22 protein-coding genes are annotated in these 22,097 nt (G+C 69.7%); 12 read left to right on the top strand and 10 right to left on the bottom strand.

What is annotated here, in order from left to right; translation table 11 throughout:
- Window positions 1-14: 14 nt before the first annotated feature.
- Together HUA74_RS43200 and HUA74_RS43205 are read right to left on the bottom strand one after the other, a co-directional pair.
- On the bottom strand, window positions 15-518 hold the full coding sequence (locus HUA74_RS43200; protein WP_371817403.1) for a hypothetical protein: 504 nt from the start codon (window positions 516-518) through the stop codon (window positions 15-17).
- A 3-nt stretch (window positions 519-521) separates the two neighbouring features.
- On the bottom strand, window positions 522-1,133 hold the full coding sequence (locus HUA74_RS43205; protein ID WP_174459248.1) for a hypothetical protein: 612 nt from the start codon (window positions 1,131-1,133) through the stop codon (window positions 522-524).
- 202 nt (window positions 1,134-1,335) lie between these two features.
- Here HUA74_RS43205 and HUA74_RS43210 point away from each other — a divergent pair, with 202 nt between their 5' ends.
- Window positions 1,336-2,100 carry an RNase H family protein gene (locus tag HUA74_RS43210; protein WP_141645216.1) on the top strand — a complete coding sequence of 255 codons (765 nt, stop codon included), beginning with the start codon at window positions 1,336-1,338 and terminating at the stop codon, window positions 2,098-2,100.
- On the opposite strand, the gene HUA74_RS43215 is transcribed toward HUA74_RS43210, so the two are convergent.
- The gene (locus tag HUA74_RS43215) at window positions 2,085-3,062 is read right to left on the bottom strand and encodes a bifunctional 2-polyprenyl-6-hydroxyphenol methylase/3-demethylubiquinol 3-O-methyltransferase UbiG (RefSeq protein ID WP_174459249.1); all 978 of its coding nucleotides are present in this window, start codon (window positions 3,060-3,062) and stop codon (window positions 2,085-2,087) included. The genes HUA74_RS43210 and HUA74_RS43215 overlap by 16 nt on opposite strands.
- A gap of 254 nt (window positions 3,063-3,316) precedes the next feature.
- On the opposite strand from HUA74_RS43215, the gene HUA74_RS43220 reads away from it, so the two are divergent.
- Complete coding sequence (locus HUA74_RS43220) at window positions 3,317-4,198, top strand: hypothetical protein (RefSeq protein WP_141644689.1); 882 nt, start codon at window positions 3,317-3,319, stop codon at window positions 4,196-4,198.
- Between the two features lie 33 nt (window positions 4,199-4,231).
- Here HUA74_RS43220 and HUA74_RS43225 read toward each other — a convergent pair whose 3' ends face one another.
- Window positions 4,232-5,128: a DMT family transporter gene (locus HUA74_RS43225; protein WP_174459250.1), complete on the bottom strand. Its 897-nt coding sequence runs from the start codon at window positions 5,126-5,128 to the stop codon at window positions 4,232-4,234.
- 128 nt (window positions 5,129-5,256) lie between these two features.
- Here HUA74_RS43225 and HUA74_RS43230 point away from each other — a divergent pair, with 128 nt between their 5' ends.
- The 5 genes from HUA74_RS43230 to HUA74_RS43250 all read left to right on the top strand — a co-directional run bounded on the left by HUA74_RS43230 (window position 5,257) and on the right by HUA74_RS43250 (window position 9,792).
- Window positions 5,257-6,180 carry a LysR substrate-binding domain-containing protein gene (locus HUA74_RS43230; protein WP_174459251.1) on the top strand — a complete coding sequence of 308 codons (924 nt, stop codon included), beginning with the start codon at window positions 5,257-5,259 and terminating at the stop codon, window positions 6,178-6,180.
- 10 nt (window positions 6,181-6,190) lie between these two features.
- On the top strand, window positions 6,191-7,723 hold the full coding sequence (locus HUA74_RS43235; RefSeq protein WP_174459252.1) for an aldehyde dehydrogenase family protein: 1,533 nt from the start codon (window positions 6,191-6,193) through the stop codon (window positions 7,721-7,723).
- 85 nt (window positions 7,724-7,808) lie between these two features.
- Complete coding sequence (locus HUA74_RS43240) at window positions 7,809-8,423, top strand: PH domain-containing protein (protein ID WP_141644685.1); 615 nt, start codon at window positions 7,809-7,811, stop codon at window positions 8,421-8,423.
- A 266-nt stretch (window positions 8,424-8,689) separates the two neighbouring features.
- Entirely contained in the window at window positions 8,690-8,908 is a 219-nt protein-coding gene (locus HUA74_RS43245) for a hypothetical protein (protein ID WP_141644684.1), read from the top strand.
- On the top strand, window positions 8,905-9,792 hold the full coding sequence (locus HUA74_RS43250) for a hypothetical protein (RefSeq protein ID WP_174459253.1): 888 nt from the start codon (window positions 8,905-8,907) through the stop codon (window positions 9,790-9,792). The genes HUA74_RS43245 and HUA74_RS43250 overlap by 4 nt, the downstream gene beginning before the upstream one ends.
- Before the next feature lie 49 nt (window positions 9,793-9,841).
- Here HUA74_RS43250 and HUA74_RS43255 read toward each other — a convergent pair whose 3' ends face one another.
- The 4 genes from HUA74_RS43255 to HUA74_RS43270 all read right to left on the bottom strand — a co-directional run bounded on the left by HUA74_RS43255 (window position 9,842) and on the right by HUA74_RS43270 (window position 14,890).
- On the bottom strand, window positions 9,842-11,275 hold the full coding sequence (locus tag HUA74_RS43255) for a glycoside hydrolase family 43 protein (protein WP_174459273.1): 1,434 nt from the start codon (window positions 11,273-11,275) through the stop codon (window positions 9,842-9,844).
- Window positions 11,276-11,375: 100 nt separating this feature from the next.
- Window positions 11,376-11,648 (bottom strand): DUF2277 domain-containing protein, encoded by a 273-nt coding sequence (locus HUA74_RS43260; protein WP_174459254.1) that lies wholly within the window; start codon window positions 11,646-11,648, stop codon window positions 11,376-11,378.
- Window positions 11,649-11,905: 257 nt separating this feature from the next.
- Window positions 11,906-13,177 (bottom strand): RNA polymerase sigma factor, encoded by a 1,272-nt coding sequence (locus tag HUA74_RS43265; RefSeq protein WP_174459255.1) that lies wholly within the window; start codon window positions 13,175-13,177, stop codon window positions 11,906-11,908.
- 378 nt (window positions 13,178-13,555) lie between these two features.
- The gene (locus HUA74_RS43270; protein ID WP_141644678.1) at window positions 13,556-14,890 is read right to left on the bottom strand and encodes a replication-associated recombination protein A; all 1,335 of its coding nucleotides are present in this window, start codon (window positions 14,888-14,890) and stop codon (window positions 13,556-13,558) included.
- A gap of 265 nt (window positions 14,891-15,155) precedes the next feature.
- Between HUA74_RS43270 and HUA74_RS43275 the strand changes: the two genes are divergently transcribed.
- The 3 genes from HUA74_RS43275 (at window position 15,156) to poxB (ending at window position 18,676) form a co-directional block, all read left to right on the top strand.
- Window positions 15,156-15,512, top strand: a complete 357-nt coding sequence (locus HUA74_RS43275; RefSeq protein ID WP_174459256.1) for a YciI family protein — start codon at window positions 15,156-15,158, stop codon at window positions 15,510-15,512.
- 260 nt (window positions 15,513-15,772) lie between these two features.
- On the top strand, window positions 15,773-16,837 hold the full coding sequence (locus tag HUA74_RS43280) for a hypothetical protein (RefSeq protein ID WP_174459257.1): 1,065 nt from the start codon (window positions 15,773-15,775) through the stop codon (window positions 16,835-16,837).
- 111 nt (window positions 16,838-16,948) lie between these two features.
- The gene (gene poxB, locus HUA74_RS43285; RefSeq protein ID WP_174459258.1) at window positions 16,949-18,676 is read left to right on the top strand and encodes a ubiquinone-dependent pyruvate dehydrogenase; all 1,728 of its coding nucleotides are present in this window, start codon (window positions 16,949-16,951) and stop codon (window positions 18,674-18,676) included.
- 5 nt (window positions 18,677-18,681) lie between these two features.
- On the opposite strand, the gene HUA74_RS43290 is transcribed toward poxB, so the two are convergent.
- Entirely contained in the window at window positions 18,682-19,146 is a 465-nt protein-coding gene (locus HUA74_RS43290; RefSeq protein WP_174459259.1) for a 2,4'-dihydroxyacetophenone dioxygenase family protein, read from the bottom strand.
- A 110-nt stretch (window positions 19,147-19,256) separates the two neighbouring features.
- Between HUA74_RS43290 and HUA74_RS43295 the strand changes: the two genes are divergently transcribed.
- A complete protein-coding gene (locus HUA74_RS43295) occupies window positions 19,257-20,684 on the top strand; it encodes a PLP-dependent aminotransferase family protein (RefSeq protein ID WP_174459260.1) in 1,428 nt (475 codons plus the stop codon).
- Window positions 20,685-20,841: 157 nt separating this feature from the next.
- On the opposite strand, the gene HUA74_RS43300 is transcribed toward HUA74_RS43295, so the two are convergent.
- Complete coding sequence (locus HUA74_RS43300; RefSeq protein ID WP_174459261.1) at window positions 20,842-21,225, bottom strand: VOC family protein; 384 nt, start codon at window positions 21,223-21,225, stop codon at window positions 20,842-20,844.
- A gap of 109 nt (window positions 21,226-21,334) precedes the next feature.
- Between HUA74_RS43300 and HUA74_RS43305 the strand changes: the two genes are divergently transcribed.
- Window positions 21,335-21,934, top strand: a complete 600-nt coding sequence (locus HUA74_RS43305; protein WP_174459262.1) for a DUF998 domain-containing protein — start codon at window positions 21,335-21,337, stop codon at window positions 21,932-21,934.
- Window positions 21,935-22,097: the final 163 nt, after the last annotated feature.

Genomic DNA, 22,097 nt, shown 5'->3' on the forward strand with positions numbered 1-22,097 from the left:
GAGACGAGCCGCGCTCAGCGCGTGTGATTCACGCGCCGCGACCCCAGCCACAGCGAGACCGCCAGCGCGGGCAGCGCCAGCAGGTCCGTGACATCCATCGTATGGGCCACCGGCGCCACGCCTGGAATCGAGCGCCCCGACAGCCACGCCCACGCGGCGCGCACGGGCCACTGCAAGGTGCCAAGCCCCCAGCGCCAGCAGTCACCGGCGGGCTCGAACACCTTGATGGCGGTGAAGACCAGCGCCGTCAGCACCAGGCACGTGGTCAGCACCGCGCGAGAGGGCTGGAAGGCGCGGGCCCCGCGCTCGCACGACTGCTCCCAGAGCCCCTGAAGCAGGAGCGGGAACATGGCCAGCCCCGCGACGTCCGACAGCTTCCCCGTCCACCACGACGGCCAGCGGGCCTTCAACACATGGTCATTGAGCACGAGCACCAGCACCGCGCCGAACACGAGCGGGTGCAGGAGCGTGTCGCCCGGCGTGGGGTTCACCTGGGCCGTGGGGACGGAGGCACGCACGTCTCAGCGAGGCCCCACCAGGACCTCGAACCCATCCGGCGCCGAGTCCTCCGTGTCGTCGATGCCCACCTCCACCACCATGCGCCACTCCACGTCCACGGTGCCCTGGAGGGTCGCGTCCTGAAGCGACAGCTCGAGCGCCGCTTCCCACTCACACGGCTGCTCGAGCTGGCAGACATCGCCATCCGACAAGGCCTCGAAGCGCACCGCGCCGGCGTCTCCCGCCGTCACGGGCGCGGAGGAGCTCTCCTTGACCGGGCGAGGACCGAAGACCAGCTTTGCCTTGACGATGGGTTGCGCCTCGTCGCCCGGCGCATCCGGCGTCCACTTCACGAAGAGCGGCGCGCGCATCGTCGCCCAGACCGTCTGCTTGGAGCCATTGGGGACGAACATCCTCACCGGCAGGGCCACGCGGGCGGTGGGAGACGTCGGCGACAGCGACAGCACCCCCGGCTCGGACTCGACGATGACCGGAGGCGGGCCCGACATGGAGGTGGCCACCGAGGCGACGCTCGCCACCAGCAGGGCCACGCGCGCGGCCCAGGCGCGGGCACGCGAGGGATGGAGCCAGGAGGAACTCAGGGGGCGTGGAGCGGCGGGATGCTCGGTCTGCATGTCGATGACTGGCTTTCCCTCGGACACCCGCGACCCATGGGCCCGAGCGTGGGAGGCCGAGAGCAAGCCACGTACCAGAAGGAAGCTCCAGGGAGGGAGTCTTCCGGCTGTGCATGGAATCACGACTTCCGTGTCAGCCCGAGGACGCCCGCGGCGCGAGTCTTCCTGGCAGGGCGAACCCGGGGCCGCCTAGGGTTGCGGCATGAAGAGCCACGCCACGTTCGTCTTCGCCGACGGAGCCTGCTCCGGCAACCCCGGCCCGGGAGGCTGGGGCACCCTCATCGCCACGCCCGACGGGCAGGTGACGGAGCTGGGCGGCCACGAGCCGGAGACGACCAACAACCGGATGGAGCTGACGGCGGTGGGCAAGGCGCTGCGCCACCTGGAGGCGACGCCGGGGCCGCTGCACATCCACACGGACTCCACCTATGTGATTCAGGGCGCCACCCGCTGGGCGTTCGGCTGGAGCAAGCGCGGCTGGAAGACGGCCGACGGCAAGGAGGTGGCCAACACGCTCTACTGGAAGCGGTTGATGGCGCTCCTGGCCCAGCGCAAGCAGACGCATTCGGGCGAGGCCGCCGCCGTGGAGTGGCACTACGTCCGCGGGCACGTGGGCGTGCCGGGCAACGAGCGGGTGGACGCCATCGCCGTCTCGTTCTCACGCGGCAAGGGCATGCGGCTCTACACCGGCTCGCTCGTGGGCTACGACGTGGACGTGTACGACGTGCCCGAGGACACGTCCCTGCCTCCAGAGAAGCCCCGCGAGGAGAAGGGAAAGACCAAGGCGCACTCCTACCTGAGCCAGGTGGGCCGCAGCGTGAAGCGCCACTCGACGTGGGCCGCGTGCGAGCGACGGGTGAAGGGCGTGTCCGATGCCCGCTTCAAGAAGACGAAGAGCGAAGAGGACGAAGCGCAGGTGCTGGCGGACTGGGGCGTCAAGCCCGAGGACGTTCAGGCCGAGGACTGACCCGGGCCGCGCACCGCCGTGAGCAGCAGGTCATACTTGCCACCAAGGAACGTGCGGAAGCCGTGCTGGTGCAGGTAGCGGCGGTAGAAGGACAGGTCCTTCACGAGCAGGGAGAGGTCGGGCTCGCGCAGGTTTCGCACCCGGGCGCCGTAGACGACCTCGCCATCGCGGAAGCGGGAGTTGGGAAAGCCGAGCACGAGCGTGGCCTCGGGCTCCAGGTGCTCCTGCACCAGCGTGCGCAGGAGCGCGTGGTCATCCACGCCGGGGCTCTGCAGCGTGCCCACGGAGACCACGAGGTGGAAGCGGCCCAGCCCTTCCGGCAGGGCGTTGAGGTCGGCGACAAGGAAGGAGTGACGCGCGTCTGGAAAGCGGGCCCGCGCCTCCGCGAGCGCACTGGCGCTGTGGTCCACACCCACGAAGGTGACGTCCGGCGCGCCCTCCAGCCAGGCGAAGGCGGCGAGCTCGTCTCCCCGATTGACGCCCAGGTCTAGCACCCGTGCCCCTTCGGGCAGGTGAACCCGGCCGAGCGCCTCCAGCCAGGGACACAGGAAGCCCGCGTCCTCCAGCTTGCGCACGCGGGAGAAGGCGGAGTCCGCGCCGTAACGCTCCTGGGGCGACGTCGCGTCGTCCGGCCCCGAGCCGCCCGCGTGCCAGGGCGCCTCGGGGCCCAGGGGCTCGAAGGTGAGCGAGACGTGCGTGTCGTCCACGCCGCGCGGCGTGAGCAGGCGGCAGGCCAGTCCCTCCGCCAAATCACACCAGCTCCGCAGCGGCCGATGCACCAGCCCGCCCCCCGGCCCCACCCGCTCTCCCGGATAGCAGCCCCGGCCCAGGTCCGGGTCCGGCACCTCGATGCGCACCGCGCCTGCTCCGTCGAGCGTCGCCTTCAGGTGGCGGAGGATGAGGACGAGCGGCTCGTCATGGAAGCGGCGCGGGGGAACGGAGACGTCAGTGGGGCGGGCCATCGCGCCGCGCAGACTACCCCCAAGCCCCAGACCCCAGGTGGACTCCGTGGGAGTCGCCAACGCCGGGCCAATGACAGGCCGACGCACGGCGCTCTCGCCGCAATCCCTCACAACGAGCCGTGTCGAGTCCCGGGCCGTCGAAACACCTCGGGGCCTGTCCACTGTCTGACTTCTCCGCGCCGCCACACGCACTGCCTGTGCTCGACGAAGCGCGCATTGACGACGACAAGGTATTTCAACTAGTTCCTGTAAATATGCGAAAACTGCTTTTGACGAGTCTGACCTTCCTCCTGTCGACGACCACCGCCTGCGGAGGCGCATCCCCCGCGGAGGGCATCGAGGCGGAGGGAGACCTGTCGACGCGGGAGCAGGCGGCCTTCGCCGGGGTGAACGGCGACTACTGCCTGGTGAGCCCCTACAACTGCAAGTTGCAGGTGAACGGTGGCAACCGCGTCCCCACCAATGACCCGGCGGACGACAACTGGGGGCTTTCGACGGGGGTCCCCATCCGGGACGGCAACGGCACCGTGGTGGGGACGAACACGCGCACCAGCGCCGCCTTCAATTATGGGCAGACGCGCACGTTCGCGGGAGAGCTGTATGCGTTCGCGGTCTCCACGTCCAACTCCAGCGCCGGGTGGCTGCCCATCTCCAGCATCCTGGGGCGCACGTCCTTCGAGCAGAAGGTCGGCCATGTCTCGGCGCTCGGCGCGGGGCTGAACAAGCTGGGCTGCTACGCCGTGCGCAACTCGCATGACCCGGTGCTGGAGCTCAAGAAGGTCGTCTACGACAGCGAGGCAACGCACGAGCGCGCTGGGGACTACCTGCCGCTGGTTCGCGCCAACGGTCTGCGCTCGGTCAACCTCATCTTCAACGTCCCGGGCATGGCGCTGGGCGGACCGGCCGTGGACCACTTCCCCGCGGGCACGAAGTTCCAGCGCCTGGACGTGCCCACGGAGTCTGGCATTCCCTCCATCGACATCCCCCTCTGGGTCCAGGACAGCGCCGGCCGCTATCGCCAGCAGTCCGGGGAGATGAAGTTCCTGTATGGCTATGTCATCGCGGCCACCACCGGGACCAAGCGCAACGGGTGGATGGCCTATGACTCGCTCCAGGTCAGCTCCGGCTGTCCTTGAGCCAGTGCCAGCCGGGCCGGCGGCGGGCTTCCGTCAGGAAGACTGTCGCTGGCTCAGCGCGACGCTGCCCAGGATGAGCGCGCCCGCGGCGACCATGGTGAGCGTCACCGGCTCGTCCAGCAGCAGCCACGCCCAGGCCACGCCGAACAGCGGCAGCAGGTACGTGACGGTGACGGCGCGAGGCGCGCCGACGCGCTGGATGAGGCGGTAGTACAGCGCATAACCCATCCCCGTGCAGAGCACGCCGAGCGTCACCGCCGACAGCCAGGACACGCCCCGGATGGGCTGGGTGGGCCAGGAGGCCACGGCGAAAGGCAACGTCAGGAGCGCCGCGAAGCCCAGCGTGGCCGCCGCGACAGCGCCCGCCGGCAGGCCCGTGAGGTGACGGCGCACCAGGTTCGCCGCGACGCCGTACAGGAAGGCCGCGGACACGCCCGCCGCCACCGCGAGGCCCGGGCTGGCTCCGGCGATCTTCCCGCTGGCCAGCACCACCACGCCGGTGAAGCCCATGATGAGCGCCACCGCCCGCCGCCCGCCGATGCGCTCGCCGTAGAAGAGGAAGGCCACCAGCGCGGTGAAGAGCACCGTCATGCTGTTGGCGATGGCGCTGATGCCCGCCGGCGCGCGCTGGGCGGCCCAGGCGAAGAGCGCGAAGGGCACCGCCGCGTTGAGCGCGCCCACCAGCGCCAGCTTCGGCCAGTGCGAGCGGGTGAAGACCGCCCGGTGGCGCACGAGGAACGGCATCAGCACCAGCGACCCCAGCACCAGTCGCACCGAGACGAGCGGAAGCGCCCCGAAGTCCGGCGCGGCGATGCGCATGAACATGAAGGAGGAGCCCCAGATGGCCCCCAGCAACCCCAGCTCCAACGGGGTGAGCCAGGCACCGGACAGGGCGGGAACGGCGGGACGGGCAAGCGTGGAAGAATTCATGGGGCGTTCCATAGGAGGGTGACGGCGAGGCGCGAATCTGGCTCCGGTCACCCTCTTTCTGCGCCCGCGCCCCTCTACCTGCAACCTCATGGTTTTGAGGGCAGCCACAAGTGTGATTTGAGGCTCGCATGCCCCTTCCCACGGCCTGGCTGCCGGCCCTGGCCGCCTTCGAGGCGGCCGCGCGCCACCAGAACTTCGCCCATGCGGCGGAGGAGCTCCACCTGACGGCCAGCGCGGTCAGCCACCATGTGCGCAAGCTGGAGGGACTGCTCGGCGTCACCCTCTTCCAGCGGCATGCGCGCGGCGTGTCCTTGACGATAGAGGGACGTCAGCTCTCCGACGCCGCGCAGAGCGCGCTGGCGGACATCGACGACGTGATGCGAGACCTGGGCGACACCCGGGAAGAGCGCCACCGCGTGCGCATCACCACCATGCTCTCGCTGGCCCACACCTGGCTGCTGCCGCGCCTGCCAGACTTCACCTCGGCCCACCCGCACGTGCGGGTGCGCATCGACACGGAGATGGCGCTGACGAGCTTCGACGAGGGAGGCCCCGACCTGGGCATCCGCTATGGCCTGGGTCATTGGCCGGGGATGACGGCCCACCACCTGATGCCAGACGCCATGTTCCCAGTGGCCTCCCCGGACCTGCCCGGCGTCGAGCACGTGTCGGCCCCGGCGGACATCCAGAAGCTGCCGCTCGTCGGGGACCACGCGCGGCAGTCCTGGCAGGACTGGTTCCGCGCCGCCGAGGTGCACGGCGCGCGCATCGACGTCCGTTACTCGTTCAGCGACACCACCAACGCGCTGCTCGCCGCCGCGCGGGGGCTGGGCGCGGCGCTCGCGCGGGACAAGGTCTCCGAGCCCTTTCTCTCCAACGGAAGCCTCGTCCGACTGCCCGGTCCCTCGCTGCCCACGCGCTACTCCTACTTCGTGGTGTATCCCTCCCACCGCCGGCTCCGGGCAGCGGCGCGGACCTTCGTCGACTGGGTCCTCACGCAGCCGGGCCGCGCGCCTCCGCCGCCGGTCGCCAGGAAGCCACCGACGTTGTAGGAAGACGCCCATGCTCCACCCCATCCTCGACGCGCTCGGCCTGACCGAGCACAACCCTGGCAGCTATCTCGGTCACGGCGAGTGGACCGGCTCCTCCTCCGAGCCGGCCCTGGAGGTCTTCAATCCCTCCAATGGCCAGCGCCTGGCGACCGTGTCGTCCGCGAGCGCGGAGGACCACGAGAAGCTGATGCACGCCGCCGCCCAGGCCTTCGTGGCGTGGCGCGCGCTGCCCGCTCCCCGTCGGGGTGAGGCCATCCGGCTGTGTGGCGAGGCCCTGCGCCGGAACAAGGACGCGCTCGGCTCGCTCGTCGCGCTGGAGATGGGCAAGGTGAAGGCCGAGGGCGACGGCGAGGTGCAGGAGATGATCGACATCGCCGACTTCGCGGTAGGCCAGTCGCGCATGCTCTATGGCCTGACGATGCACTCCGAGCGCCCGGGCCATCGGATGTATGAGCAATGGCATCCCCTGGGCCTGGTCGGCATCATCAGCGCCTTCAACTTCCCCGTGGCCGTCTGGGCCTGGAACGCGTTCATCGCCGCCGTGTGCGGCGACGTGTCCATCTGGAAGCCCTCGCCCAAGACGCCACTGACGGCCATCGCGGCGACGCGCATCTGCAACGACGCGCTGAAGGCCGGCGGCTTCCCGGAGGTCTTCTTCCTGCTCAACGCCTCGGGCACCGAGCGCGCCGAGCGACTGGTGGAGGACCCGCGCGTGGCGCTGGTGAGCTTCACCGGCTCGTCCGCCGTCGGGCGGCAGGTGGGCGTGCGCGTGGCGCAACGACTGGGGCGGAGCCTGCTGGAGCTGGGTGGCAACAACGCCATCATCGTGGACGCCACCGCGAACCTGAAGCTGGCGATTCCCGCCATCGTCTTCGGCGCGGTGGGCACCGCGGGCCAGCGCTGCACCACCACCCGGAGGCTCTTCGTCCACGAGTCCATCCTCGACGACGTGGTGGGCCGACTCGCCGCCGCCTACGCCCAGGTGGAGAAGCGCATCGGCGACCCGCTGGAGCCGGGCACGCTGATGGGTCCCCTCATCGACCGGGCCGCCGTGCAACACTTCGAGGCCACCGTCGCCCAGGCCCGCGCGGCCGGGGCCCGCATCGTCAGCGGGGGCAAGGCGCTGGAGCGCGACGGCCACTTCGTGCAGCCCACGCTCATCACCGGCGTGCAGCCCACGGATGCGTGGGTCCAGGCGGAGACCTTCGCGCCCATCCTCTACGTCATGCCGTTCCGGACGCTGGACGAGGCCATCACCTTCCAGAACGGCGTGCCCCAGGGCCTCTCGTCGTCCGTGTTCACCCGCGACTTCCAGAGCGCGGAGAAGTTCCTGTCCGCCGCCGGCTCCGACTGCGGCATCGCCAACGTCAACATCGGCACCTCCGGCGCGGAGATTGGCGGCGCCTTCGGAGGCGAAAAGGACACCGGCGGAGGCCGCGAGTCCGGCTCCGACGCGTGGAAGGCGTACATGCGGCGGCAGACCAACACGCTGAACTACTCCGACGCGCTGCCCCTGGCGCAGGGCATTCGCTTCGACCTGTGACGGGGTCGTCTCCTATGCTCGCGCGGGGCTCGACACGGCCCACGCGGTTCCACCTCGATACAGCTGACACACAGGGAGATTTGACATGTTCGGGAAGCTCGCCGCAGACGCGCTCGGCCTCAGTGACATCGGCTCCGTCATCACCTCGGCGGACTACGACAAGGTGGACTCCGACGACTATGTGATGCACGAGGACCAGGAGAAGATCTTCTTCCTCATCAAGTCCAAGTCCGACGAGTACTGTTTCACCAACAAGGCGCTCGTCCACCTCGACGGCACCAGCGCCGCGAGCAAGAAGCGCATGCTGCGCCGCTACACGTACAGCGCCAACCCCGTCTCCCACGTCATGCTCGAGACGGCGGGAAACATCGACATGGACGTCGAAATCAAGTTCCGCCTGGGCGCGCGTGACTTCTCCATCGACGTGCACAAGAAGCACCTGGAGCAGGTGAAGGACCTCTACAAGGCCCTGTTCCGCATCTCCGAGCTGATGCACGAGAACGAAGTCTCCCTGAGCCACGCGAAGACGAGCCTGGAGGTCGCCTCCACCACGCTCGGCCGCGGCCAGGCGGGCGCCACGCCCATCGTCGAGTCCTTCAAGGAACTCAACCAGGCCGCCTTCGCCTGGCTCGCTGGAGCGCAGCAGAAGTACTGGGTGAAGGACTTCGGCTTCGTCTTCGAGCGATACATCAAGGCCTGAACCCTCCCACATCCACCGCCGGATGCCTGCTCGTGCATCCGGCGGCCGGGCTCAGCACGCGCGGTCCTCACCCGCTACACCTGTTGTCGCTCTCAAGACGGGCTCTCCCTGCAATCCAGGTGCAGCTGGACTCAATCGACGGGAGGCGCGGACGGGCCGCTCGTATGTCTTCGGGATTCGCTCTACCCTGGAAGTCCTCACCAGGAGCGTTCGCGATTATCACCTCGTCCTCCCAGACCGCCCCCGCTGGCTGGCACGACATTCTCGTGCGTCACCTCGAACCCCTGCTCGGAGGCTTCACCGCCAAGATGGCCATCCACACGGCGGCGTTGCGCGCGCTGAAGCGCCCGCCGGAGCAGGTCACGCTCCAGGAACTCCCGCAACTGCTCGAAGGCCTCAAGCCGATGCTCAACACCTTCATTGGCGCGCTGCACGCCAAGGTCATCCTCGCGGAAATCGCCACCTCGCTGGAGAAGGCGCGATGAGCCCCGCTTTCGCTTCCAGTCGCTCCGCCTCCGTCGCGCCGTGGTTCGGCGCCGTGGTGGTGCTCCAGTTCGCCCACCTCTTCGCCGTCGCGACGGCGGCGCCCGAGCGGCTGGCGTTGGTGCATGACGTCGCGGGCTGGGTGAGCGGACTGCTCGCCGTCGCCGGCACGTTCGCCGCGGCGAGCGCGTTCGTCTCCGGGGACTACCTGCGCAAGGTGTGGGGCGGACTCACGGCGGGGGCAGCCCTGTCCCTGGTCAGCGCGGCGCTGCGCAGCTACTGGCTGCACACGGTGCCGGACGTCGCCTTCACGGCCTCGCCGCTGCTGCCCTACCGCATGGTCGCCGTGGTGTTGGCCAACATCGCCACAACCTACGCGCTGGTCCTCCTGGCGATGACCTACCGGCAGTCGGGCCTCCAGCCTCCGTCCAGCCCTCGCACGAAGGCGCTGTGGGCGGTGACGGCCATCGCCGCGCTGGCGGTGGGCATCCCCTCGCTCGTCACGGAGGTGCGCAACCTCTCCTCCGGCGTCAACTCCGCGCCCTCGGCGGTCATCAGCCTGGCGTCGACGCTGGCGGACATGACGACCATCTTCCTGGTCGCCCCCATCCTGAGCGTCGCGTACATGCTGCGCGGTGGACGGCTCGCCTGGGTGTGGTGGGCCATGGGCCTGTCCGGCGCCACGTGGCTGCTGTACGACGCGCGCGTGTGGCTGGCCCCGCTGCTCCCCGGCGACGCGGCGCATGGCGCGGAGCTGCTGCGCACGCTGCGGACATCCGGACTCGTGCTGCTCGGGCTCGCGGGCTGGCTGCAGCGCTCCGCCCTGGGGCCCCAGAAGGTCGAGGCCCCCGAGGCCTCGCTCAACACCTCCGCCGGGATGTCCTGACGCCGGAAGGGGGCACGGCGCACCGTGCCCCCCCCGGGTTTTCCCAAGGCTACGGCCGGGGACGCGAGCCCACTGAGGGCGCCTCCGGCACCGCGGGCCAGCCGTTGGGCCAGGTGATGGCGTCCACGAGCATGACCCGCGCGGTGTGAGCGCTGTTCCACGCGTGGTAGACCATGTACGTGTCGCCGCCCGGTCCGTTCACCACGGAGTTGTGGCCCGGCCCCACCCAGCCGCCTCCCGTCGTGAGGATGGGCGCGCCCGCCTTGGTGTACGGCCCCAGCGGACTGGTGGCCCGGGCGACTCCCACGGCGTAGGTGCTGTTGTAGTACGCGTTACCACTGTAAAAGAGATAGTAGTAGCCGCCGCGCACGACGACCCAGGGCGCCTCCACCACGCCGCCTTCCCAGGCGAGGTTGTTGGTCATGAGCGTGCGCCGGGTTCCCACGAGCGACAGTCCGTCCGCGGAGAGCGCCTGGCCGTAGAGGGGCGTCGGCTGGCCCACCGCGTTCCCATCCGCCTTCCACACGAGGTACCCCGTCCCGGCGGTGTCCGTGAAGAACGTCGCGTCAATCATCCCCATGCCCGCGTCGTGGATGAGGGGCCGGCCCAGGTCCGTGAACGGCCCGGTGGCGCTGGTGGACGTGGCCGCGCCAATGGACAGCTTTCCGTCCGAATGCCGCGCGGTGAAGTACGCGATGAAGCGTCCGCCCACCCGGTGGATTTCCGGCGCCCAGAAGTCACCGGTCGCCCACGACGGCCGACTCCCGGCGGGGAAGATGGAGCCCGCGCCCGTCCACGTCACCAGGTCCGTGGAGACGCGCAGCGGGAAGGCGCTCGCGGCGCCCCCAGAGGTGCACGCGGCCACGTAGCGAGTGCCGTCATGGATGACGCCCGGGTCCGCGCAGTCCGAGGCGACGACGGGGTTCTGGTACAGGCCGCCGCAGCCCGTGTAGCGCATGGACATGCCGCAGGCATTCGCTCCGCTGAAGTAGGGCCCCCAGCCGTTCGACAGCACGGCGTAGGAGTTGGGGGCCGCATTCACACAAGCCCTGTCCCAGAACACGCGCCCGCCTACGTCGTCGTATTGCGCGGGGTGATTCGCCGGGTGCATCCACGCGGCGCCATAGGTCACTCGCGTGGCACAAGCGCCCGCGCCAGGACAGGTGGTGTCGAGCGCGAGCACACAGGCGTTGTTGCCCGTGAAGTACGGCTTCCAGCCGTTGGAGAGCACGGCGTAGGAGTTGGTGCCCTCGTTGACGCAGACGCCATCCCACGTCACCAGGTCCGCCGCGACGTCTTCATTCCCGGGGTGGCCCGAGGGATGAATCCAGCGGTCTCCGTAGGTGATCCGCGTGCTGCATGCGAGCGCCCCGGTGGCGGTATTCGCGGGCCCCTCTCCCAGCGAGGTCTCCGGACTCTCACTTCCACAGCCCACTGCGAGCAGCGAGGCGACAGCAACGACAGACCACCACGAGGACCGCATCATCGGACGACCTCCGAGCGCAAGGGCCGGCCTCGGCCCCATGCGCCGTGTGCACTGCGTGGGAACAGTCGGTCAGCGGGCCGGGACTTGTGGGCGGGACTCAGCCGGCGGCTTCGGCCTTCTTGTAGCGAAGCTTCTTCAGGGCCTCGAACCGCACCCGGTCTCTCGGGGGCGTCGTCGCCACCAACCCGTCCAGCATCAGCTTCGAGCTTCGGAAGATTTCCTCGACGGCGACCTCGAACGCATCCGCGTTCTGCTTCGACGGCTTGCGAGTCCCGGCGATCTTCCGGACGAACTGCAGGGCCGCCGCGCGAATGTCGTCATCCGTGGCGGGAGGCGAGAAGTTGAACAGGGGCTTGATGTTCCGGCACATGCGCGCAGGGTAGTCCAACTCCCACGGCGACAACCCCCGGCGGACCCTCACCCACGCCTGGCGAGGGACGAAGCGAGGGCTTGAGCATGCCCGTCAACGCTTCGGCTCCAGGGGCCGTGAAAGATTTCCACGAGAGTACGTGTGCCGCCGACGGCCCCCCTTGCGTCACCCTCGCGCGGAGCACGTGCTCGCGTCCCGCCACTTCGAGCCTCAGGCGGAGGTCCCGCGTCACGCAGGTGCGAGCGAGCCTGGCGCGACTATGCCTCCTTGCGAGCGCAGGCCGCGGCGCGGTCGAGGAGCAGCGTCTGTTCGCGCGCGTTGCGAGTGAGCGAGGCGGCGCGCTCGAACTCCTTGCGCGCCTCGTCGAAGCGGCCCAGCTTCCGCAGCAGGTCTCCGCGCACGCTGGGCAGAAGGTGGTAGCTGGCGAGCGAAGGCTCCGCGGTCAGCGTGTCGACGACCGCCAACCCGGCGGCGGGGCCGTACGCCATCGACAGAGCCACCGCGCGGTTCAGCTCGATGACGGGCGACGGCGTGAGCCGCACCAGCACCGCGTACAGCGAGGCGATGCGCGCCCAGTCCGTGTCCTCCGGTTGCCGCGCCCGGGCATGACAGGCGGCGAGCGCGGCCTGCAGCGCATACGGCCCCTGCGCCCCGCCCAGCTTCTCCGCGCGCTCCAGCGCCGCGAGCCCACGGCGGATGAGGAGCTGGTCCCACTGCGCGCGGTTCTGCTCGAGCAGCAGCACGGGTTGACCGTTGGGCCCCACGCGGGCCCGCGAGCGCGACGCCTGGATTTCCATCAGCGCGACCAGGCCGTGGACCTCCGGCTCCTGGGGCGCCAGCTCCGCGAGGATGCGTCCCAGCCGCAGCGCGTCCGCGCACAGCTCCGGCCGCATCCAGTCGTCTCCCCCCGTCGCTGAATACCCCTCGTTGAAGACGAGGTAGATGACCTCCAGCACCGACGACAGGCGGACCGCGAGTTCCTCGCCCCGGGGCAACTCGAAAGGCACCTTCTCCTCGGAGAGCGTGCGCTTGGCCCGGACGATGCGCTGGGCGACGGTGGGGGACGGCACCAGGAAGGCGCGCGCGATTTCCTCCGTCGTCAGGCCCCCGAGCAGCCTCAAGGTGAGCGCGACGCGCGCCTCCGTCGAGAGGATGGGATGGCAGGCGATGAACATGAGGCGCAAGAGGTCGTCGCCCACGTCGTTGTCGAGCGCCGCGTCCAGGTCCGGAGCGCCGTGCGCCTGGTCCGACTCCAACTCGTGGCCCAGCTCCTCGTGCTTGCGCTCCAGGCGCTTGCCCCGACGAAGCTCGTCGATGGCGCGTCGCTTGGCGGTGGCCATCAACCACGCACCCGGGTTGTCCGGGATGCCCGCCGTGGGCCAGCGCTCCAGCGCGGCGACCAGCGCGTCCTGGGCGAGCTCCTCGGCGAGCCCGACGTCGCGCACCATGCGCGTCAGGCCGGCGATGAGCCGAGCGGACTCAATCCTCCAGACCGCTTCGATGGCACGATGATTCTCTGGAACTGTCACGCGGCGGAATAGAGCACCCTCGTCCGCCGATGCAAGGACGGCCCGCGCCCGAGCGCGAAAGCCTCTCAAGGCCGACAGGTGTCCAACGGCCACAGTGTGCCGTGGGTTGCGAGGGGCGCCCACACGGGCTAGCTTTTCGTTGACTTCTGCAACCACGCAGCCGGTCCCGACGCAGCGTACGACGTGGTCTCCATTCCGAATGGGGTGTGGTCCTCGCGCGACTCGTCTCCCTGCTGCGAAGCACTCCCCTTCAGGACAAGTGGGTCCGCCTGAGACTCGTCCAACTCATCGGACGCCTCGACACGGCCAGGCACCATCCATCCTTTCTGCGCGCGGTGCTATTTCAAGCCGCGCGCGACAGGAAGGAGTAGCAGGGCCCTACTCGCCCCGGCTGGCCTTGTCCTCGCGCCACCAGTGACTCATGCGCTCGTGGATCTCCGCCTCATAGCCTTCCTTGCTCGGGCGGTAGAAGACGGAGCGCTCCAGCGGCGGGGGCAGGTAGGTCTGCCCCGGGGCGTAGTGGTCCTTGAAGTCCCAGGGCGGGGTGTAGCCCTTGCCGTGCCCCAGCTCCTTCATCAAGTCCGTGGGCGCGTTGCGCAGCGGCAGCGGTGGCGCCGCGTTGGGGTGCTCCTCCAGCGCGGCGAGCGCGGCGTTCATCGCCGCATAGGCGCGGTTGCTCTTGCGCGCCGTGGCCAGCGTGACGACGGCATGCGCGACGAACAGCCGACCCTCCGGCATGCCCGTGGAGTGGAAGCTCTCCTCGCACGCGCGGACGATGGTGATGGCCTCCGGCATCGCCATGCCCACGTCCTCCACGGCGATGACCTTGAGCCTGCGCCACAGCGACACCACGTCTCCCGTCTGCAGCAGCTTCGCGGCCCAGAAGATGGCGCCCTGCGCGTTGGACCCCCGACAGGATTTCTGGAGCGCGCTCAGCAGGTCGTAGTGCTGGTCTCCATCCTTGTCGTGCCGCGCGAGCCCCGTGCCCACCGCCTCGCGCGCCGTGTCCACGTTGATTTCGCCACCGTCCGCCGTCAGCCCTGCGGCCATCTCCAGCGCGCCCAGCGCCTTGCGCACGTCCCCTGCCCCGCCCCGCGCCAGCAGCGCGAGCGCGTCTTCGCCCACGGTCAGCTTGCGCTTTCCCAGCCCTCGCTTCTCGTCGGTGAGTGCTCGCTGGAGCGCTCCCTGGATGTCCGCGAGCGTGAGGTCCTGGAGTTGGAATACGCGGCACCGGCTGACGAGCGCGGGTCGCACCTCGAAGCTGACGTTCTCCGTCGTCGCGCCCAGCAGGACGAGCAGGCCGCTCTCCACGTGCGGCAGCGCCTGCTCCTGGACGTTCTTCGCCCAGCGGTGGATTTCGTCCACGAAGAGCACCGTCCGGCGCGAGTACTGGTTGCGCGCGCGCTCCGCCTCCGCGACGACTTCGCGGATGCGGGGAATGCCGTCCGACACGGCCGACAGGATGACCAGCTCCGCGTCGACGCTGGAGGCCAGCATGCGCGCCAGCGTCGTCTTGCCCACGCCAGGCGGGCCCCAGAACAGCGAGGAGACAATCTGCTTGCGCTCCATCAACCGGCGCAGCGGACCTCCCGGGCCAAGCAGATGGGACTGTCCGATGAATTCATCGGGCGTGCGTGGACGCATCCGCTCCGCGAGGGGAGCGAAGCGATTCACATCAACGGAAGCAGAGAACAGGTCGGGGCCGGCACTCATCGCACTGCACGCTCCCCTCTCCGACGCGCGGGGTCAACCACCGAGGCACACCCAGAGTGGCGCGCGGTCTTCTCTCACCCATGGTGCGGCGGCGGTCCACTCCCGTCGGATACCGGACAGGGGAAATGGGCCCGGTCCGCTCGAATGAAAAACGCACCGTGCGACTGGCGGGCAAGCGATGGAGAGCGAGCAACGCACCTTCGGTGGCTCGACGACGTGTCACGGGGCTGGCGTAGAGTCGCGGCTCTCAAAAGGAGGGAGCGCGATGTCATTCATGCTGCTGATGATGGAGGCCCCGGGGAAGCGCCAGGCTCGGCCACTCGATGAAGGCCAGGCCGCCTACGCTCGGATGATGGCCTTCCAGGAGAAGCTCCGGACCAATGGCGTGCTCGTGACGGGCGAGGCGCTCAAGTCCGATGACCACGCGGTGCGCATCGAGAACTACGGAGGCAAGCGCACGGTGAGCGACGGCCCGTTCACCGAGTCGAAGGAAATCATCGGCGGCTTCTTCCTCCTCAACTGCAAGACGCGCGAGGAGGCCCTGGAATATGCCCACGCGTGTCCCGCCAGTGAGTGGGGCATCGTCGAGCTGCGGGAAGTCGCCAGCAGCTGTTACGAGTGAGCTGGAGCATCGTCCAGGTCCGTCGTCCCGTCCCGTGAGTCCCCCAGTGTGCCGCCCCGCTCCACGCTGGAGGCTCACGTACGCCCAGCCCCTCGAACCGACCTTTGTCGCTGACGCATCCCGTCAGGGGCTGGCCGTTCTATCCCGCACCGAGGGTGAGTCAGGAATATCTCAGCCCCCAAGAAACCGTGGAAGTGAGTGACCGATAACTCTTTTGTAGGTCATTTGCTGCTGGCCCCCACACCCCCCAGAGGCCTGTCATGAATTTTAAAGTCCCGAGCTTCCGCGATGTGAAGAGCGCGGTCACCAACACCGCCAAGACCGCGAAGGACGCGGTCGTCGACAAGGCGAAGGACGCGAAGGACGCGGTCGTCGACAAGGCGAAGGACGCGAAGAACACGGTCGTCGACACCTCGAAGGACGTGTTCGAGGTGGTGAAGCACAATCCGGTGACGGACAAGCTGAAGCAGGTGCTCCCGGACCCGAAGGACCTGGCGCGCGACGCGCTCCAGACGGGCCTGCGGGTGGCCTACCAAGGCGCGGACAAGCTGCTGCCGAGCGGCGCGACGGACCTGCTGCTGAGTGGCACCGAGAAGGGCATGGACGTGCTTGCCAAGGGCTCCGAGGTGGTGCTGGGCAAGGACTCCGGCGTGACGGACAAGCTCCAGAAGCTGGCGGACGTGGACCTCAACGGCATCAACCGGACCAAGGACCCCGTGACGGGCCAGGAGCTCAAGGCGGACTGGCCGGGCCTGTGGAGCACGTGGCTGCTGGAGGAGAAGCCCAAGGACCTGGGCACCTGGACCAAGGAGGGCGGCGTCGACGTCGTCACCGTGCGCGACAACGCGTACACGGAGGACCTCGCCGGCCGCCCGCACCAGCAGGCCGTGACGGACGCGTTCTTCGAGAAGTTCCCGAACCCGAAAGTGGGCGACACGTTCTCGCCGAACGACGTGAACCACCCGGACTACAACGCGGGGCTCTACAAGTTCACGGGCCCGGGGACGGCCGAGGAAGGCAGCGAGTCCGCGAAGGACGACAAGCAGGGGGCCTATACGTCGCTGGAGTGGTTCATGGGCTCGTACCACACGCAGGTGAAGTGCACCGGCATCGACGAGAAGACGGGCAAGCCGAACCTGGAGTACACGGTGTCGAACAAGGCCCACTTCCAGTCGGGGACCCGCGTGCCGGACAGCTTCCAGAAGGCGGGCCTGCCGGAGTACCTCGTCCCCAATCACGACCGGGGTGAAGGGGTGGGCATCGGTGGGAACTGGCAGCAGCACTACGTCTGGACCGCCAACGGCGTGGAAGCGCCGAAGAAGTAATCGCGACGCCTGACGCGGGATGCCCTCCCGCGTCCAGGGCGGCCAGCGGAGTGCCTGCTCACCTGCTGACTCGGGTTGCCCGGAAGCCGGGCGCCCCCCAGCTTCACTCGCATGAGTCACTCCAGTGTGGCGGATGCGCTCGTCCAGACGCTCATCGACGCGGGTGCCGAGCGCATCTACGGCGTCGTCGGCGACAGCCTCAATCCCATCACCGACGCCGTGCGCCGCAGCCAGGGGAAGCTGCGGTGGGTCCACGTCCGGCACGAAGAGGCCGGGGCCTTCGCCGCCTCCGCCGAGGCCCAGCTCAGCGGCAAGCTCGCGGTGTGCGCGGGAAGCTGCGGACCGGGCCACCTGCACCTCATCAACGGGCTCTATGACGCCCATCGCAGCTACGCCCCGGTGCTCGCGCTCGTCTCTCACATCCCCAGCGAGCAGATTGGCACCTCGTACTTCCAGGAGACGCACCCGGAGCTGCTCTTCCGCGAGTGCAGCCACTTCTGCGAGATGGTGTCCAACCCCAAGCAGGCCCCGCGCCTGTTCCGGCTCGCCGCGCGGACGGCGCTGGCGAAAGGCGGCGTATCCGCCGTGGTGCTTCCCGGAGACATCGCCGCGCTCGACGCGGGCGAGGACGTCCCCTCCAGCTTCTCCACCGCGCTCCCCGTGGTCCGCCCGGCCGACGCGGAGTTGGACCGGCTGGCCGCGCTGCTCAACTCCGCCTCACGGGTGACGGTGTTCTGCGGCAGCGGCTGCAAGGGTGCCCACGCGGAGGTGCTCGCGCTGGCCAAGGCGCTCCAGTCTCCCGTGGGCCACGCGTACCGCGGCAAGGAGTGGGTGGCGTACGACAACCCCTACGACGTGGGCATGACGGGCCTGCTGGGCTACGGCGCGGCGTACGAAGCCATGCACGCGTGTGATGTCCTCCTGCTGCTGGGCACCGACTTCCCCTACGACGCGTTCATGCCCGTGAAGCCCCACATCGCCCAGGTGGACGTGCGGCCAGAGCACCTGGGCCGCCGCTCGCGCCTGGACCTGGGCGTCTGCGGCGACATCCGGGAGACCTTGCGCGCCCTCCTTCCCCGGCTGGAGCAGAAGGAAGACCGGCGCCATCTGGAGGATGCACTGGAGGAGCTGGCCAAGGCGCGGCACAAGCTGGACACCCACGTGCGCAACGTCGGCTCGCACCGCCCCCTGCATCCGGAGTACGTGGCCGCCCTGCTCGACGAGGTGGCGGCCGACAACGCCGTCTTCACCGTGGACACGGGCATGTGCAACGTGTGGTCCGCCCGCTACCTGCGCGCCACCGCCGAGCGGCGCATCATCGGCTCCTTCACGCACGGCTCCATGGCCAACGCGCTGCCTCAGGCCATTGGCGCGCAGCTGCTGTACCCGGACCGGCAGGTCATCTCCATGTCCGGGGACGGCGGCTTCGCCATGCTGATGGGCGACTTCCTCACGCTGGCGCAGTACGACCTGCCCGTGAAGGTCGTCATCTTCAACAACAGCTCGCTCGGCATGGTGAAGCTGGAGATGCAGGTGTCGGGCTACCCGGACACGGAGACGGACCTGGTGAATCCGGACTTCGCGAAGCTGGCGGAGGCCGTGGGCGTCATGGGGCAGCGCGTGGAGGCTCCCGGGGACGTGCGCGGCGCCTTCGAGCGAGCCCTCTCACACCCGGGGCCCGCCCTCGTCGACGTCGTCACGGACCCGCACGCGCTCTCCATGCCGCCCCGGGTCACCGCGAAGCAGGTGGCGGGCTTCGCCCTGGCGATGACCAAGCTCGTCTTCACCGGCGAGGGCGGCGAGGTGCTGGACACGGTGGAGGCGCAGCTCCACCACTGAGGTCCTCACTCGAGGGTGGCCAGGAACTCCGCGCCGTTCGCCTCGCACCAGCGCCGGTAGGTCGCCAGCCGTTCGGCGGAGCCGACGCTCTTGGTGACGCGGCCCTCGGCGTCCAGGTACTCGATGGCGCCGCGCACGGTGATGAGGATGACGACCGGCTCGTCACCGATGGCCATCCAGCTGTCGGTGTTGCCCGCCGGCTCGTAGACGTAGCCACCGGGTCCCACCACGTCGCCGGTGTCGAGCAGCTTGCGCGTCCCGGAGAGGTTGACGGCATGCACCTCGCCCGTGTGTCGGTGGCGGGGAATCAGGGTGCCGGGCTCCAGCCGGAAGATGTACATCCAGCCCGAGCCATCCCGGAAGAAGCGCAGCGGCTTGAAGGAGAGGCCGGGCGGGCCCATGGGAATCCAGGGCATGCGCGCGGGGTCGACGGGGTGTGGTGACGTGAGGGACTGGGCAGCGGGGCTCATGGGGGCTCCAGGGTTCGGTTGAGAAGTGCCGACAGGGTGCCCCCTCCATGGCCCGCCGACAGGTCCAGGTTTGACGAATCTCATTGGGCCAATCTATGGAGGTCCCTGGCATGGACCTTCACGTCGACCTCAAGGACCGCAGGGACCTGGCGGGGCAGATCTACCGGGGCCTGCGGGCGCAGATTCTCGACGGTCGCCTGCGCGGCGGAGAGCGGGTACCGCCCACGCGCGAGCTGGCCCGGCGGCTGGGCGTGTCACGCAACACGGTGAGCGTCGCCTACGAGTGGCTGGGCGCGGAGGGGCTGCTCGCGGGGCGCAGCCGTGCGGGCAGCATCGTCCAGGAGCCACCTCGGGAGCACGCCCCCCGAGGCAGGGCCTCCGCCGGAGTGAAGCTGCGCCCTCGGGCCATCTGGAGCGAGCTGCCCACCCCTCGCCCGCCCGAGCCCCCCGCGCGCCATGACTTCCGCGTCGGCATCCCGGACGCCGCGCTGTTTCCGTTCGAGACCTGGCGCCGATTGATGGCGAGGCAGTTGCGCGCCTCGGCGATGACGGCGGCCTACATGGACCCGTCCGGACAGCCCGAGCTGAGGGAGGCCGTGGCGCGCCACATCGGCGTGTCGCGCGGCGTGCGCGCCGACGCCACGGACGTGCTCATCACCCACGGTGCCCAGCAGGCGCTCGACCTCATCGGGCGCGTCCTGCTGGAGCCCGGAGACTGCGTCGCCGTCGAGGAGCCGGGCTACCCACCCGCGCGCCTCCTGTTCCAGTCGCTGGGAGCGCGCGTCGTGCCCGTTCCCGTCGACGCGGAAGGACTCGATGTGAGCGCACTGCCGGACGACGCGCGCCTCGTCTACGTCACGCCGTCCCACCAGTTTCCGCTCGGCATCGTGATGTCACCGGCGCGAAGACTCGCGCTGCTCGACTGGGCCCGCCAGCGCGACGCGGTGGTCATCGAGGACGACTACGACAGCGAGTTCCGCTTCGGCGGCAGGCCGCTCGAGACGCTCCATGGCCTGGACCGTTCCGGGCGCGTCCTCTACGTCGGCTCGTTCTCCAAGGTGCTGCTGCCCGGGCTGCGCCTGGGATTCCTCGTCGCGCCGCCGTCACTCCGGCGGGAGCTGCGGCTGGCGAAGCAGGTGGCGGACAGCCACAGCCAGCTCCCCGCTCAGGCGGTCCTCGCGCGCTTCATCGACACCGGCCTGCTGGCCCGTCACCTGCGCAAGACGAGGCGCGAGTACGAGCACCGGCACGCGCGACTCACCGAAGGGCTCACGCGCCACTTTGGCTCCGGGCTCCGCCTGCTGCCCTCCGTCGCGGGCCTGCACCTGTGCGCGACCTTCGCGCGGGGTGGCGCTCGGCTGGAGAAGGCGCTCACGGGGCAGGCACGCGCCGCGGGTGTCGGAGTGGAGGCGCTCTCCCCGTACTTCGCCGGCGCGCCAACGCGCCATGGCTGGGTGCTGGGCTACGGCGCGCTCACGGCGGACGGCATCGACGAGGGGCTCCGCCGCCTGCGCGCCAGTGTGGCCGGAGCGCTCTGATCCCCGAGGCTCACCGCGACGGGACGCGAGTCGCGCCCGGCCGTGCCGCTGCGGCACTCTGAGCCAGAGGTCCACCGCGACGCCAAGCGAGTCGCGCCCAGCCCTGCCGCTCCGTGCCGCTGCGGCACTCTGAGCCCGAGGCCCACCGCGACGGGACTCAGCCCCAGACGGTGGGTGGCGGCCCCTGGTCCGGGTTGTTCATCTTCACGATGCAGAAGCGATGGCCCGTGGGCGCCTCCATCACCCACCAGCGCTTCACCCAGCCGATGCGCCGGGCGCCCAGCGCCTCAAGGCGCACGGCCTCCGCGTCCTGGTCGTCCGCCTCGATGTCCAGGTGGATGCGCGAAGGGTGGGAGACCTTCTGCAGCGCGGCGTGCAGCCCCATTGGAGTGTCCTGGAGGCCCACGTATTCGGCTCCACCCTCGACTTCGTGCTCGCCCACCCGGAGGCCCAGCGCCTGGCCCCAGAAGGTGGCGGCGGACCGCATGTCCCCGGTCTCACAATCGATGATGAAGCCCGAGAGTCGGCTGCGATGCGACATGACGCCCTCCTCATGGCGTAAGCCCCTGCAATCTGACGACACCCCGGGCGCGGGGCTAGCCCCATCGAATCCCCTTTCTCCGGGCCCCCTGCCCCCTTGGAATAAGCGCATGAACCCTGGGGTCTTCCTCGCAGCCCTGCTCGCCACGACGCTTACCGCCCTGCCGCCGTGGTGGTTCGCGCGTCGGCGTCCCGGCTACAGCCACCTGCGCCACACCATCAGCGAGCTGGGCGCGTCGGGGGCTCCCGAGGCGAAGCGGGTCGCGTGGCTCGGCTTCGCGCCCGCGGGGCTCGCCGTCATGGGCTTCTCCGCCGTGCTCAATGCGCGGCTCGCGCCGGAGGGAGACGTCATCACCGGGCTCGCGCTGCTGTCACTGCTGGGCGTCAGCTACGTGGGCGCGGCGGTGTTCCCCTGCGACGAGGGCGCGCCGTTCTGGGGCACCTGGAAGAATCAGATGCACAACCTGGTCGCCGGGCTGGGCTACTTCGGCGCGGGCGGCGGCCTCATCGAACTGCAGCGCGTGTTCGAGGACCTGCCCGCGCTGGCGTCGCTCTCCACGCTGACGGGCGCGGTGGGCAAGCTCGTCCTGCTCGGAATGGTCGCGCTGTCCTTCGAGTCTCCCGTGCGCGGACTCATCCAGCGAACGGTGGAGTCGCTCGTGTTCGGATGGATGCTGCTCGTGGGCGCGTGGCTGATGCTCGCCCACTGAGCACGACGCTCGCACCCGAGGGAGGGGCAGGCACGCGACGCAAAGGCCCAGGTGTCCACAGACGCGGGCCACGCCGTCCGCTCCTGGACCTCACGACGTCCGAAAGCCCCAGGGCCCCTGCCCAACGCCGTCGGTCATCACCAGTTCCCATGGTGATTGACGG

It is taken from the genome of Myxococcus sp. CA051A, assembly GCF_013336705.1.
In the GTDB taxonomy this organism is placed as follows: domain Bacteria; phylum Myxococcota; class Myxococcia; order Myxococcales; family Myxococcaceae; genus Myxococcus; species Myxococcus llanfairpwllgwyngyllgogerychwyrndrobwllllantysiliogogogochensis.

Excerpts from the sequence above, each read along its gene's own strand:
- HUA74_RS43230 (WP_174459251.1), top strand. The coding sequence starts at position 5,257 with ATGCCCCTTCCCACGGCCTGGCTGCCGGCCCTGGCCGCCTTCGAGGCG.
- HUA74_RS43240 (WP_141644685.1), top strand. The coding sequence starts at position 7,809 with ATGTTCGGGAAGCTCGCCGCAGACGCGCTCGGCCTCAGTGACATCGGC.
- HUA74_RS43300 (WP_174459261.1), bottom strand. The coding sequence starts at position 21,225 with ATGTCGCATCGCAGCCGACTCTCGGGCTTCATCATCGATTGTGAGACC.
- HUA74_RS43255 (WP_174459273.1), bottom strand. The coding sequence starts at position 11,275 with ATGCGGTCCTCGTGGTGGTCTGTCGTTGCTGTCGCCTCGCTGCTCGCA.
- HUA74_RS43215 (WP_174459249.1), bottom strand. The coding sequence starts at position 3,062 with ATGGCCCGCCCCACTGACGTCTCCGTTCCCCCGCGCCGCTTCCATGAC.
- HUA74_RS43275 (WP_174459256.1), top strand. The coding sequence starts at position 15,156 with ATGTCATTCATGCTGCTGATGATGGAGGCCCCGGGGAAGCGCCAGGCT.
- HUA74_RS43220 (WP_141644689.1), top strand. The coding sequence starts at position 3,317 with ATGCGAAAACTGCTTTTGACGAGTCTGACCTTCCTCCTGTCGACGACC.
- poxB (WP_174459258.1), top strand. The coding sequence starts at position 16,949 with ATGAGTCACTCCAGTGTGGCGGATGCGCTCGTCCAGACGCTCATCGAC.
- HUA74_RS43225 (WP_174459250.1), bottom strand. The coding sequence starts at position 5,128 with ATGAATTCTTCCACGCTTGCCCGTCCCGCCGTTCCCGCCCTGTCCGGT.
- HUA74_RS43290 (WP_174459259.1), bottom strand. The coding sequence starts at position 19,146 with ATGAGCCCCGCTGCCCAGTCCCTCACGTCACCACACCCCGTCGACCCC.
- HUA74_RS43280 (WP_174459257.1), top strand. The coding sequence starts at position 15,773 with ATGAATTTTAAAGTCCCGAGCTTCCGCGATGTGAAGAGCGCGGTCACC.
- HUA74_RS43205 (WP_174459248.1), bottom strand. The coding sequence starts at position 1,133 with ATGCAGACCGAGCATCCCGCCGCTCCACGCCCCCTGAGTTCCTCCTGG.
- HUA74_RS43305 (WP_174459262.1), top strand. The coding sequence starts at position 21,335 with ATGAACCCTGGGGTCTTCCTCGCAGCCCTGCTCGCCACGACGCTTACC.
- HUA74_RS43210 (WP_141645216.1), top strand. The coding sequence starts at position 1,336 with ATGAAGAGCCACGCCACGTTCGTCTTCGCCGACGGAGCCTGCTCCGGC.
- HUA74_RS43235 (WP_174459252.1), top strand. The coding sequence starts at position 6,191 with ATGCTCCACCCCATCCTCGACGCGCTCGGCCTGACCGAGCACAACCCT.
- HUA74_RS43260 (WP_174459254.1), bottom strand. The coding sequence starts at position 11,648 with ATGTGCCGGAACATCAAGCCCCTGTTCAACTTCTCGCCTCCCGCCACG.
- HUA74_RS43270 (WP_141644678.1), bottom strand. The coding sequence starts at position 14,890 with ATGAGTGCCGGCCCCGACCTGTTCTCTGCTTCCGTTGATGTGAATCGC.
- HUA74_RS43250 (WP_174459253.1), top strand. The coding sequence starts at position 8,905 with ATGAGCCCCGCTTTCGCTTCCAGTCGCTCCGCCTCCGTCGCGCCGTGG.
- HUA74_RS43295 (WP_174459260.1), top strand. The coding sequence starts at position 19,257 with ATGGACCTTCACGTCGACCTCAAGGACCGCAGGGACCTGGCGGGGCAG.